Raw genomic sequence first — 12,111 nt, forward strand, 5'->3', positions numbered from 1 at the left:
AGATTTTTTTTCAGACCACCATGATGGCGTCGATGGCGACCAGGGTATTGCGCGCCAAGGCGCTGGCGCCGGCGGTGGTGCGGGCTGGATAAGGCTGGGTGAAATACTCTTCCATGACCCGGTTCAGGGTCGGGAACTCGCTCAGGTCCGTGATGAACGCAGTGACCTTGACCACGTTCGCCAGAGTGCCGCCCGCGGCTTCGGCCATCTGCGCCAGATTGTCCAGGGTCTGACGCAGTTGCCCTTCGAAATCCTGAGCCAGCACTTCATTGTTCAACGCCGAGACCGGGGTCTGTGCCGACAGGTAGATGGTCTGCCCATGACTGACCTTGATGCCTTGGGAGTAAGTGCCCAGAGGCAGCGGGGCCTTGTCGGTGAAGATGACGTTTTCTTCGCCCAGAAAAGGTTTGGCCAAGGGCTGGAGTTGAGCGTTGGTCTGCATGATGACGATCCTTGTTAGTGGGTTGGGGGGTTAGTGCAAGTCGGCAACCTGTCGCACGGCCAGGGCCGAGAATTCCTCGTCACGGCAACGCGCCGGGGAAAAGTGCTGGTAGTTGAGGTGCAGGGCCGCCAGGTCGGACGGCATTGCGTTGCCCAGTGCGGCGTGACTGCACAACCGGGCAATGGCCGGTGCGGCCTGAATGCCGTAGCCGCCCAGTGCGGCAAGCCAGATGAAACTTTCCTGCAACGGGTCCTGGCCCAATACCGGCGAACGGTCGGCAACAAAGGTGCGTAGGCCTGCCCACTTGTTGATGATCGAGCGAGGGCGCAGCCGTGTGGTGTTTTGCAGGCGATCCATGGTGATGGCCAGATCGAGTTCATCCGGCAGGGCATCGCAAGGCAACGACGGGCTTTCATCGCAAGGCGAGACGATCAGGCGTCCGGCTTCCGGCTTGATGAAAATGTCTTCGTCGACCGTTCCCAGGTATGGTGTGCGGTGCACGTCGCATTGCGGATCGACCGCCAGCACCGTGCGGCGCAGTGGCCGCACACCTACCTTCGGCAAACCGCAGCGCTCGGCCAATTCATCGGCCCAGGCGCCGGCGGCGTTGACCACAATCGCGGTCTCGAGGTGCTGGCCATCCTGGGTGTGTAACGTCCAGTGACCGGCACGGTACTGGCCCCGCAACACTTCGGTCTCACGTTTGACCACACCGCCGCGAGCGCGCAGGCCGCCAAGATAGGCACCATGAATGCCGTGTACATCCAGATCGAAGGCGCTGGGTTCGAAAATCCCCGCGCTCCACGCGCCCTCTGCCAAGTAAGGCACCAGTTCAAGGACTTGTTTCTCGTCGAGGAACTGCGCCGTCGGCACCTGCCCGAGAACCGCGGTGAAACGGGCGGCCAACTTATCCACACGTGCCGCCTGGGCCACGATCAACGCACCCCGTGGTGCCCACAATGGATGTTCGGCGAGCCCCTCGGGCGGATTCTCGAAAAAGCTCCGGGAGGCACAAGTCAGCGAGCGGATCTGCTGGTTGCCGTAGCTTTCCATGGAAATCGCCGCCGAACGCCCGGTGGTGTGATAGGCCAGTTGTGGTTCGCGTTCAAGCAGGCACACGCTGCCGTGAGCCGCCAGTTCATAGGCGGCGGATACCCCGGCAATCCCGCCGCCAACCACGATGAAGTCGTAACGAGCGGTCATGGTCGGCTGCCCTCGACGACGGTGCCGGATTTGCTTTCCCGGGTGTAGGTCAGTACGAAATGTGCCACGAGCCCGAAGATCAGCCCCCAGAATGCAGCGGCCAGCCCCAGGAAACTCATGCCCGAGGCGGTGACCAGGAAGGTGATCAGCGCCGCTTCGCGTTGTTTCTCGTCAGCCATGGCTCCGGTCAGCCCGGCGCTGATCGCCCCGAACAGGGCCAGGCCGGCGAGGGAGGCGATCAGCTCTTTGGGCAAGGCAGAAAACACCGAAGCGAGGGTCGCGCCGAAGATGCCCATCAGAATGTAGAACACCCCGCAGGCGATCCCGGCGATGTAACGCTTGTCGCGATCTTCATGGGCTTCGCGGCCGGTGCAGATAGCGGCGGTGATGGCTGCCAGGTTTAAGCCATGGGAGCCGAATGGCGCCATCAAAATCGAGCCGATGGCTGTGACCGAAATGATCGAGCGCGCGGGGGTGTTGTAGCCCGAGGTGCGCAACACCGCCATGCCCGGCACGTACTGCCCGGTCAGGGTGACGAGGGCCAGCGGCAGGCCGATATTGATGATCGCGTGCCAGCTCCACTGCGGGGCAATGAAGATCGGGTGAGCGACATCGACGGTGATCGAACCTGTGTTGAGTCCACCGAACGAGGCGGCCACGGCGCAGCCGACAATCAATACCGACAGGATGGCGTAGCGCGGTGAAAAGCGTTTGAACAGCAGGTACGCCGCGATCATTGACAGCACCATGCTCGGCTGCAGCTTGATTGAGGTGAAGAGTTCAGCGCCGAAACGAAACAGGATGCCGGCGAGCATGGCGGCGGCGATGGCTTTTGGCAGGCGACTCATCAATTTGTCGAACGCACCGGACAAGCCGACCACCGCGATAATCACCGAAGCCACCACATAGGCGCCGATGGCCTCGGGCAGGGAGACCGTGGGCAGCATCGACACCAGCAACGCCGCACCCGGTGTCGACCATGCCGTAATCACCGGAATCCGCAAGCGCCAGCTCAATAACAGACCGGTAATGCCGCTGCCGATAGAAATAGCCCAGATCCAGGACGACACTTGATCATTGGGCAGGTGTGCCTCCCGGGCCGCCTGAAACACGATGATCAGCGGGCCGGCATAGGAAATGATCACGGCGATGAAGCCTGCAATGATCGCTGACAGGGATAGATCCTTTCTGAGTGTGTCCATGATGTCTCGGCTTGGCGTGGCTGGCACGCGGTGATTCAGAATGAGATTGAGTCGATTGATTCGATTCGAGATGAGTGTATTTGAATGAATTGAGTTGATTCAATAGGCGAGGAGGTTGTTACGAGATGTTTTTTTGCTATCAAGCTGTATTTGTCAGGCTTTTTTCAAATAACTATTTGATTTATAAGAAAATATCGTTTTTGAAAAATATTTTGCATGAAAGATGCTTTTCGATTCATTCGCCGAATCAATCGACTCAATTTATTGATTTAATCCATTTATTAGTTGCCTAACCACCATGTGATATGCTCGGATATTCATCATTTCTACGATGGGTAGCGATCATTCATGTGGGTTCCTCAGCTAAGCGAGTTCAGCCAGCCGATGTATTTGTCGATTGCCGACGCGTTGGCGCGCGATATCAGCAACGGCGTGTTGAACGAAGGTGATCGTCTGCCGACCCTGCGGGAGCTGGCCACCACGCTGAATGTCACGCCCGGTACCATCAGTCGTGCCTATAGCGAAGCCCATCGGCGGCGTCTGGTGCAGGGGGAAGTGGGGCGTGGCACTTATGTGCTCAACCAGAAACAGTTGGAACTGCCGGCCAGCAACAGTGCCGTTTCGCTGAATCTTGGGCAGTCTGAGTTATTGGACCTTTCGATCATCAAGCCTTACAGCGAAACCCTGGAATACTGGTTGCGTGGAGCCTTGGTGGGCATGGCCAAAAGCACGGATTTTGCCCATACCCTCGACTATGCCCCCGATGGCGGTCATCCGGCTCATCGCGAGGCGGGCGCGCAATGGCTGCGCCATTCGTTGCCCGATGCACAATGGCAGCAAGTGGTGATCACCGCCGGCGCACAGCATGGTTTGATGGTCGCGATGAGTGCGTTGACCAACGCCGGTGATCTGGTGCTCTGCGAGGAGCTCTGCTACCCCGGCATCATTTCCCTTGCCCATGGACTCGAACGACGCCTGCGTGGCGTACCAATGGACGATGAAGGGATCATTCCCGAAGCGCTGCGTGAGCTGTGCCAGCGTGAGAAACCGGCGATGCTGGTCTGCGTGGCGACGTGCCAGAACCCAACGGCGGCGATCATGTCGCAAAAACGTCGGGCACAAATCGCGGCGTTGGCCGAGGAGTTCGACTTCATTATCCTGGACGATGACATCTACGGTTTTCTGGCCACCGACCCGTCGATCAAGCCGCTGTCGGCGTTTGCCCCGGATCGTTCGGTGTACCTGACCAGTCTGTCGAAGTCGGTCATGCCGGCCTTGCGGATTGGCTATCTCTATAGCCCGCCGAAACTGCTGTCGCGCCTGACCTCCATGGTGCGCAGCAGCGTCTGGATGCCGTCGCCATTGACCGCTCAGTTGGCCAGCAACGTGATCACCGAGGGGTTGGATAAAAAGCTGATACGCATTCAGCGCAACGAGGCCGCCGGGCGGCAGGCGATCGCTCAGGAAATCTTCGCCAATTTCGAGCTCAAGACCCAGCCGTATTCCTACCACGTCTGGTTGACGTTGCCCGAGCCCTGGACCAGCGACGAATTCACCATGCTGGCCCGTGCCAACGGTGTGCTGGTCCTCAGCGGTACCCAGTTCCAGGCCGAGCGTAACGGCATTACGCGCTGCGTGCGACTGGTGTTGATGTCGCCCACCAGCCAGGACGAATTGCGGTTTGCCCTGACCAAGCTGGCCAGCCTGATCGATTCGGACCCGCGTCGTTATTACTGAGCCGGGTGCTATCTCCTGACGTTTGTCCCTCGGATGATGGCCAACTCACCTACAGTTAATTCAGTCTCTGACGAATGCCTCTGTCCGGAGCCCTTCCACCGGACGAAAGCCTCCGTTAAGGTGCGCGGCTCCCCATCCTTTCATCGTTCGAAGGCCCGGCATGACCGAACACAACCCTGATCCCCTGCACGGCGTGACGCTGGAGCAAATCCTCAACGCCCTGGTTGCGCACTACGAGTGGTCGGGGCTGGCCGAGCGTATCGATATCCGCTGCTTCAAGAGCGACCCAAGCATCAAGTCGAGCCTGACCTTTTTGCGCAAAACTCCGTGGGCGCGGGAGAAGGTCGAGCGTCTGTACGTGAAACTGATGCGCACCAAGCGCCCGGTCTGAGCATGGTCATACCCTCGATCGCGAGGCGTCGTTGTGTGGCCGTGGCGGCGATTCTGGGCTGGGCAGGCTTGAGCATTCAGATGTACCTGATTCTCTATGCCCGCTGGAGTATCGCGGCCAGCCTGCTGGGCGGGCTGGTGAGTTTTTTCAGCTTTTTCACGGTGCTGACCAATACGCTGGTGGCGGTGGTGCTGACCTGTGAACTGACGTCTCGCGAGTCGGCGGCGCGACGCTGGTTTTTGCAGCCGTGGGTGAGCAGTGCCATTGCGGTGAGTATCGCGGTGGTCGGCGTGGCGTACAGCCTGTTGTTGCGCCATTTATGGCATCCCGAAGGCTGGCAATGGCTGGCCGATGAGCTGATGCATGACGTCATGCCGCTGCTGTTCCTGGTTTATTGGTGGTTCTGTGTACCCAAGGGGACGTTGCGGCTGCGGCACATTGCGTTGTGGGTGATTTATCCGCTGGTGTACTTCGGCTATTCGCTTTGGCGTGGGCATCTGCTGGCGGTTTATCCCTACCCGTTCATTGATGTCGACAAACTGGGTTATCCACAGGTGTTCGTGAATGCTGGGGGATTGTTGGCGGGGTTTGTGCTGGTTTCACTGTTGGTGATCGGGTTGGATCGGTGGCGTACGGATCGCAAGTGAACACTGACTGTGGCGAGGGAGTTTTTGTGGCGAGGGGGCTTGCCCCCGTTCGGCTGCAAAGCAGTCGCAAAATCAGCAAATATGCTGTGCCGGTTAAAACTCCGTTGCAGGTTTTAGCGCCGCTGCGCGACGCAACGGGAGCAAGCTCCCTCGCCACAAAAAGCATGCAGCCACAGCGTGGCGTTTATTCCTCGTCGCTGTCTTCCAGCCGCCAGTAGCCGACAGCCTTCACAAACTGCTCGTCCAGCCCGTGCTCATCGAGCAATGCCCGGCGGATCTGCCGCGACGCTTTGGTTTCGGTCGCCACCCACGCATACAGATTGCCAGCGGGCACTTTGATCTGTTGCACGGTGGTCAGCAGGTTATTTCTGCCTCCTTCGCGCAGCACCCAGATCACATCGACCTGCGCGGCGCTTTCCAGGCGTTGTTGTTCGGCGCCGTTTTCCACTTCCACGATCACCAGTGCACGTCGATTGGCGGCCAGGCCTTCGAGTCGACGGGCGATGGCGGGCAGGGCGGTTTCGTCACCGATCAGCAGGTAGCTGTCGAAGATGTCCGGCACGATCATCGAGCCACGCGGCCCGCCGATGTGCAGGAACTGGCCGGGTTTGGCCTGCTCGGCCCAGGTCGAGGCAGGGCCGTCGCCGTGCAGCACGAAGTCGATGTCCAGTTCCAGCGTGTCCAGGTCGTAACGACGGGGCGTGTAGTCGCGCATTGCGGGCATCGGCCCGTTGTCCTTGCCGGCGCCGAGTACCAGGGTTTCCAGCGCTGCCTGTTCCGCTGCGTTTTGCGGGAACAGCAGTTTGACGTGGTCATCCGTGCCGAGGCTGACGAAGCCTGCGAGTTCCGGGCCGCCCAGGGTAATCCTGCGCATGCGCGGCGTCAGGTCAACCACCCGCAGCACTTGCAGGCGACGGCGTTTGATCTCGTGGCTGACACGGTGAATGGTTTGGGATGGCACGATAACGTCGGTCATTCGACTTTCTCCGAAACGGGTTGAACGGTGGGGCCGTCAACGATGGCTTTGGCCGTGTTGTTGAGCAGGTCGCGCACCCGCAGGATTTCTTCCGGGCTCCAGCGACCATGGTGCATTTGCAAGGCATGACGCAGGTTGTGCACCGCTTCATGGATCTCGGCCGGGCGGTCCTGGCCGCGCAATGAGCGCTTGCTGACTTCGATGCGCATGCGCACACCGTCCAGGGCAATCGCCTGCTCGCTTAATGACAGACGTCCGGCGTCGGTGATGCTGTAGCGTTTTTTGCCACCCTCGGCGTCGCCCAGGATCAATTCGCTTTCTTCAAGGAAGGTCAGGGTCGGGTAGATCACGCCAGGGCTGGGGCTGTAGGCGCCGTCGAACATGCTTTCGATCTGGCGGATCAGGTCATAGCCGTGGCACGGCTGCTCGGCGATCAGCGCCAGCAGCAGCAATTTCAGGTCGCCAGGGGCGAATACGCGTGGGCCGCGACCGCCGCGCTCGCGGCCGGGACCCGGGCGTTTCTCGAAGCCGTCGCGGCCGTCGCCGTGTTCGCGGTGGGGGGAATGATGGTCTCTCATTTTTGCTTTCTCTCGTCGTGTTTAGATACAACTTAAGATATATCTTTAGGCTGGCGCAAGCGTTCTTGACCAACGGTCGAGATTGGAGGGCTTGGGGAAAGGCGCGAGTGGGGAGCGCACGGGAGTGACGAGGATGCTACGAAGGTTGATTTTTAGAGTAATTGAACTAATTATGAAGTTCTTCCGTTTAGTGCTGGTCTATTCGTGTTTGAACAGTAGTATTGGTCTTACGGAAGTTTAAAACAGTTCTTGTCTGTGTGTTTTTTCAGTTAAAACTGTGTGTAGTATTTCTCTGAGGGCAAAACAATAAAGTTGCTGTTTTTTTAACTTTTTTCCTGCTGTTCGAGAGCTATTGTTACTACATGTTCTTCGGAAGTTACGTACTTACTTTTTCAAGCGATTGGTCGATCATTCTCCGGCGTCGAAAGTTAAGCCAAAACGCCATGCTTCGTGCCGGGTGTTGGCTTGTTGTGACTTTCCACGGTCCGATCATTTGAAAAAGACAGGTACTCAACAATGTTCAAAAAGTTTGCAATCGCCGTTCCGATGACCCTGCTGGCCCTGAGCTCTTCGGTAGCGTTCGCTGCGGAAGAATCGCGCACCTCCATCAACATCAGCGCCACCATTCCAAGCAAGGTATTCCATGCTCAGCCGCGGGATCCGAACTTCGGTAAAGATGAAAAAATGGCCTACGTACTGGGGGCCGGTACGCTGACTCCGATCCGTGCGACTTATGATGTACAACACACCAACGGTTCGGTCGGCGCCTACGTCGAAGGCGGCCCGCAGCCATTGTCCAACGGCATCAACACCATCGCATTGAGTTACATGTTCAATGGCACAACCCTGACCGGCGTGTCGCAGGAAGTGGTCGGTGACTCCGAGTCCAACGGCGGCATGCAAGCCGACCTGGTGATTGCCGCTGCCAAACCAACCGACACCCAGAATGGCCTGTACACCGCCAATCCAGTGGTGATCTTCGATGCCATTCCTCGCATTCCGTAATGCCGTTATTAACTAAGGTTCATCCTTAATTCATAACACTTACCGATCGGCGGGCAAGTTTTGCCTGTCGATCGGGTTTCAACGAATTTATCTTCAGAGTATTTCGTTCATGTTCCCGATGACGCCCATCGCGACGGCGCTTGCCCTATGTTTTTGTGCAACTGCCCTGGCCGCGCCCACGGAAAACGGCCATACACCTCGAAGTCTGTTGGCGCAGGCCAAGGGATTGCCGACCGAATTCGAAGAGCATTTCTTTGATGTGCCACTGGCGGTGCGCGTGGAACTTGACCAACAGTTTCTCGGTGAGGCGATGGTCGTGTTGACCCGCGACGATCGCATCACCTTCGTTGACTTCACCGATGTCAGCGACAGCATGATCAAGCCCAGTGAACGCGACATCTGGGCCAACTATCTGAAACAAGGAGTGGCGCTCGGCGGCTGCCAGGCCAATTGCCCCGAGCAACTGCTGGCCGTGCACTACAGCCTGGAAAACTCACTGGTGTCGATCCTCACCCAAAACGCTGAGCGCGACGATCAGGTACAGCGTTATTACAACCTGCCTGAAGGCGGCAGCACCGGGTTGATCGTGCGTAACCAGCTGAACCTCAACGGCGGGCAGAACCAGGACCTGGGTGGGCGCTACGGCCTGGAAGCCAGCAGCAGCCTGGGTAACTGGACCCAGGCCGTCAATATGCAACTGTCTCGACTGGGCGGTCTGGATAACAAGCTGTATCACGCGGTGCATGAGCTCTTTACCCAGCGGGAGCTGGAGGGCAATTTTCTGCGCCTGGGCTATTTCACACCGACGTCCGAAGGCCTGACCCGTCAGCCGCGTGCCTTCGGCGCGAGCCCCGACACCGCATTGGGCGTCATGTACGGCAGCTCCGACAGCCTGGCCATCAACAACCCGAAACCGGCGGTCTATCCGATCTACGTCACCGCCAATCGACAGGGTTCGGTGGAGATCTACCGCGACGGTTTGCTGATCAACACCCAGGCGGTGCCTGCCGGGTTGCAGACCCTCGATACGCGTCCGCTGCCCGGCGGTATTTATGAAGTGGAAGTGCGTCTGATCGAAGACGGCCAAATCACCTCCAGCACCCTGGAGCTGGTCTACAAACCCAACAACTGGCGTAACCATGACGAGCGCTGGCGCTATAACCTGTTCGCCGGCCGCGAATCGAAATTGCTCAGCAACTGGGAAGAGCAGGCCGATGGCGACATGACGGCGGGGGCCGCGTTCAACTTCCTACTGCACCCGCGAGTCATCCTGGGCCTGTCGGGTCGACAGGTGCGCGACGCTCTGCAGTACGGCACGTCGGTCGATTGGGCAATCGTCAACAACGCCAGCGTCTATGCCAACGTCTACAAAACCGAGGACTACGGTACCGGCCTCGACGTGCAAGGGCTTTATTCCTATGGCAGCGGCAGCATCGTCGCCAGCCATAACCGTAGCTGGCTCGATACCACCCGGCTGTACGACACGCTGCCCGATGGCACGCGGGTGCGTCAGCGCAATGTATTTATTGGCCAGACCAGCAACTCTTCCCTGTCGATAAACCATCGACTCAACAGCAAAAGCTCGGTCAATGCCCGGGTGTCCCACAGCGAAGGCAACACCAACGGGACGGGCGTGGATCTGGGCTGGACCCAGCGCACCCAACTGTTTGGCAGTGACGCCAATTGGCGCCTGTCGCTGTTTGATCGACCAGGCAGCGTGAGTTCGGGAGACGACCGCAATCGGGGTATCGATTTGAGTGTCAACATCGCGTTGGGTGGCCCCGGTGAACAGCTTTCCGGCAGCATAGGCACTCGCACCGACCGTGATGGCGGGCGCGATAACAACGCTTCGATCACCTACCGCAAAACCCTTCAGGACCATCTGCTGCAAAGCGTCTCCGCCACGGCCATCACCGACACCTACGGCATCGGGTTGAATGCCATGGCGACCATGAGTTCTGACCTTGTCAACGGCGACGGCTTCATCCAGCGCTCGTCCTTCAACAACGACCTAACCGGAGGCTTGAACCTCGACAGCACCGTGGCCGTCGGCGGGCAAAAAATGGTCATGACCAGCCAATATCACCGCAACGGTGCCGGCATGATCATCGACGTGGAGTCGGACATCGAGGACATCGCCTTGCGCGCCGATGACTTGAGCGGTGGCAGCGCGGTGCTCAAGCCCGGGCGCAATTTCGTGCCGATCACCGCGTACAAAAGCAGCTCGGTCAGTTTCGATTTCGAGGGCAACCACGTTCCCGCCGCCACCATCCAACCGGCCCGTTCCAGCTATCACCTGAACAAGGGCGGTGTGGAATATCGCCAGGTGAAAGTGATGAAAACCCTGACCGTCCTCGGGCGCCTGATCGACCCGCAGGGCAACCCACTCAAAGGCCATCACATCATCAACCACGCCAGCCGTGGGGTGAGCGAAGTGGACGGTTTCTTCTCCATGGAAATGAATGCCGGTTCGCCAACCCTGGAAGTGCGCCACGGCAGCCAGTTGCTGTGCCAGTTCCGTCTGGACCCGAACAGTGGACGTACCGAAAACAACGTGCTGATGATCGGCGATTTGCGTTGCACGCCGGATACGTTGGCGGATGCGACTTATCTATCTGAAAGACGGGGTTAGTGGGCGTGGAGGATAGAATCAGCGTGATACGCCTACTCAAACGGACGGCCAACGTTTTGATGTTGTCTGGATTGCTGGGGGCAGTGAGCGAAGCGGCTGTCATGGAGATAGAAGCGAAATTCAGTCCGGATCCATCCAACCCGCTGGTCAATAAATTTATCAATACAACGAAGTTCACCGGGTTCTGCCAGGGTAACGAACCGGCGTGTGAGCGACGAGGACTGTCCAGTTTCAGGACACCCATTACATTCACTGCAACCAGACCAATCCGGGTCCATGAGACCAATCGCCGCGAAGCCGCAATGTTCCGCATCCCGGCGGAATGGCGAACATTGACAGTTACCAAAATGGGGGGGGCAAGCACTGAAACGGCGGAAGTGAAAGTACGTATGCCTGGTTTCGCGGTTAACTATCGCCTCAGCCACGATGCACGCGATTTGGTTGGGCGTCCAGATTTGGGTTCTCACGCCGCTCACGGACTTCTGTGGCAAGGAGGGCTATGGTTGAGTCCTCCGTCACCCTGTCAGTGGGCGATAAAGGCTAGTACAAATACGAGGGAGCATGAAACGTTCTGGCTTACTCCGGCGGGTAGCACTTGTCATAAAGCACCTAACTACATTATTCCAGAGTTTGATTATAAGTCTTTTGACTTTGCTTACGAGCTTCAAACCCCTGAGCCCTTGAAGTTGTCGCAAGGTACTTACACCGGAAGTATTCAGTACTCCGTTGGCCCGGGTAAGGATTTTGATATGGGTGATATCATGTTGCCCAGTGAAGACTCTCTAACGCTGAACTTCACACTTACCGTTGAGCATATGCTCAAGGTTGAAGTTCCACCCGGTGGTAATCGTGTGGAATTGGTCCCGCAGGGTGGCTGGCAATCCTGGCTGCAACAAGGTCGAAAGCCGACGCGTTTATTCAAGGACCAAACGTTTAATATCTCGGCCAGTTCGCGTTTCAAAATGGAGCTGGAGTGTCAGTACACCCAGGATGGCAATACCTGCTCTTTGCAAGAGCCAATTTCGGGCCACGTTGTTCCATTGAATATCAGCGTAAGTCTTCCTCACGGCTTGACCGATGCAAGTGGGCAACCAGTGACCCGTCGACAACTACTTCGTAATGGTAGTGGTACCGAGCTGTTTCAACCCGGTTTTTATGTGGAGCGAAGGCCGGGGACTCTGCACTTCGAAATCCCCTCCCGCGAAGTGGCTGAGATGATTCGCCCTGGTCAATCACGATATTATTCCGGCAATGTAACGGTTATCTGGGATTCGGAAGTTTGATTGTTTTCGATATTC

At 58.0% G+C, this 12,111-nt stretch carries 11 protein-coding genes; 6 read left to right on the plus strand and 5 right to left on the minus strand.

Annotation, left to right across the window (positions count from 1 at the left end; all coding sequences use genetic code 11):
- Positions 1 to 10 precede the first annotated feature (10 nt).
- Genes LOY28_RS05235 through LOY28_RS05245 form a run of 3 tightly spaced genes read right to left on the minus strand, consistent with a single transcriptional unit; the run spans position 11 to position 2,847 of the window.
- Positions 11 to 442: a Rid family detoxifying hydrolase gene (locus LOY28_RS05235; RefSeq protein WP_007941724.1), complete on the minus strand. Its 432-nt coding sequence runs from the start codon at positions 440 to 442 to the stop codon at positions 11 to 13.
- Between the two features lie 30 nt (positions 443 to 472).
- Positions 473 to 1,645 carry an FAD-binding oxidoreductase gene (locus LOY28_RS05240; protein ID WP_018926658.1) on the minus strand — a complete coding sequence of 391 codons (1,173 nt, stop codon included), beginning with the start codon at positions 1,643 to 1,645 and terminating at the stop codon, positions 473 to 475.
- The gene (locus tag LOY28_RS05245) at positions 1,642 to 2,847 is read right to left on the minus strand and encodes a benzoate/H(+) symporter BenE family transporter (protein WP_018926657.1); all 1,206 of its coding nucleotides are present in this window, start codon (positions 2,845 to 2,847) and stop codon (positions 1,642 to 1,644) included. The genes LOY28_RS05240 and LOY28_RS05245 overlap by 4 nt, the downstream gene beginning before the upstream one ends.
- Before the next feature lie 348 nt (positions 2,848 to 3,195).
- On the opposite strand from LOY28_RS05245, the gene LOY28_RS05250 reads away from it, so the two are divergent.
- From LOY28_RS05250 to LOY28_RS05260, 3 genes are all read left to right on the plus strand, one after another.
- Positions 3,196 to 4,584, plus strand: coding sequence for a PLP-dependent aminotransferase family protein (locus LOY28_RS05250; RefSeq protein ID WP_018926656.1), 1,389 nt, complete (start codon positions 3,196 to 3,198; stop codon positions 4,582 to 4,584).
- Between the two features lie 160 nt (positions 4,585 to 4,744).
- The gene (locus tag LOY28_RS05255; protein WP_018926655.1) at positions 4,745 to 4,975 is read left to right on the plus strand and encodes a VF530 family DNA-binding protein; all 231 of its coding nucleotides are present in this window, start codon (positions 4,745 to 4,747) and stop codon (positions 4,973 to 4,975) included.
- A gap of 2 nt (positions 4,976 to 4,977) precedes the next feature.
- Positions 4,978 to 5,622 (plus strand): Pr6Pr family membrane protein, encoded by a 645-nt coding sequence (locus LOY28_RS05260; RefSeq protein ID WP_026286466.1) that lies wholly within the window; start codon positions 4,978 to 4,980, stop codon positions 5,620 to 5,622.
- A gap of 184 nt (positions 5,623 to 5,806) precedes the next feature.
- Here the strand turns inward: LOY28_RS05260 and LOY28_RS05265 are convergent, their stop codons facing one another.
- Positions 5,807 to 6,598, minus strand: coding sequence for a siderophore-interacting protein (locus tag LOY28_RS05265; protein ID WP_018926653.1), 792 nt, complete (start codon positions 6,596 to 6,598; stop codon positions 5,807 to 5,809).
- Positions 6,595 to 7,176 carry a PadR family transcriptional regulator gene (locus LOY28_RS05270; RefSeq protein WP_064616276.1) on the minus strand — a complete coding sequence of 194 codons (582 nt, stop codon included), beginning with the start codon at positions 7,174 to 7,176 and terminating at the stop codon, positions 6,595 to 6,597. Before LOY28_RS05270 ends, LOY28_RS05265 begins: the two co-directional genes overlap by 4 nt.
- A 516-nt stretch (positions 7,177 to 7,692) precedes the next feature.
- On the opposite strand from LOY28_RS05270, the gene LOY28_RS05275 reads away from it, so the two are divergent.
- From LOY28_RS05275 to LOY28_RS05285, 3 genes are all read left to right on the plus strand, one after another.
- Entirely contained in the window at positions 7,693 to 8,181 is a 489-nt protein-coding gene (locus tag LOY28_RS05275) for a CS1 type fimbrial major subunit (protein ID WP_018926651.1), read from the plus strand.
- 109 nt (positions 8,182 to 8,290) lie between these two features.
- Entirely contained in the window at positions 8,291 to 10,813 is a 2,523-nt protein-coding gene (locus LOY28_RS05280; protein ID WP_258613169.1) for a CS1-pili formation C-terminal domain-containing protein, read from the plus strand.
- Entirely contained in the window at positions 10,813 to 12,096 is a 1,284-nt protein-coding gene (locus LOY28_RS05285) for a hypothetical protein (protein WP_408981031.1), read from the plus strand. Before LOY28_RS05280 ends, LOY28_RS05285 begins: the two co-directional genes overlap by 1 nt.
- Positions 12,097 to 12,111: the final 15 nt, after the last annotated feature.

The organism is Pseudomonas sp. B21-017, assembly GCF_024749245.1.
Classification (GTDB): domain Bacteria; phylum Pseudomonadota; class Gammaproteobacteria; order Pseudomonadales; family Pseudomonadaceae; genus Aquipseudomonas.

Bases quoted from the DNA above. Each gene is read 5' to 3' on its own strand.
- LOY28_RS05235 (WP_007941724.1), bottom strand. From the start codon at position 442: ATGCAGACCAACGCTCAACTCCAGCCCTTGGCCAAACCTTTTCTGGGC.
- LOY28_RS05240 (WP_018926658.1), bottom strand. From the start codon at position 1,645: ATGACCGCTCGTTACGACTTCATCGTGGTTGGCGGCGGGATTGCCGGG.
- LOY28_RS05245 (WP_018926657.1), bottom strand. From the start codon at position 2,847: ATGGACACACTCAGAAAGGATCTATCCCTGTCAGCGATCATTGCAGGC.
- LOY28_RS05250 (WP_018926656.1), top strand. From the start codon at position 3,196: ATGTGGGTTCCTCAGCTAAGCGAGTTCAGCCAGCCGATGTATTTGTCG.
- LOY28_RS05255 (WP_018926655.1), top strand. From the start codon at position 4,745: ATGACCGAACACAACCCTGATCCCCTGCACGGCGTGACGCTGGAGCAA.
- LOY28_RS05260 (WP_026286466.1), top strand. From the start codon at position 4,978: ATGGTCATACCCTCGATCGCGAGGCGTCGTTGTGTGGCCGTGGCGGCG.
- LOY28_RS05265 (WP_018926653.1), bottom strand. From the start codon at position 6,598: ATGACCGACGTTATCGTGCCATCCCAAACCATTCACCGTGTCAGCCAC.
- LOY28_RS05270 (WP_064616276.1), bottom strand. From the start codon at position 7,176: ATGAGAGACCATCATTCCCCCCACCGCGAACACGGCGACGGCCGCGAC.
- LOY28_RS05275 (WP_018926651.1), top strand. From the start codon at position 7,693: ATGTTCAAAAAGTTTGCAATCGCCGTTCCGATGACCCTGCTGGCCCTG.
- LOY28_RS05280 (WP_258613169.1), top strand. From the start codon at position 8,291: ATGTTCCCGATGACGCCCATCGCGACGGCGCTTGCCCTATGTTTTTGT.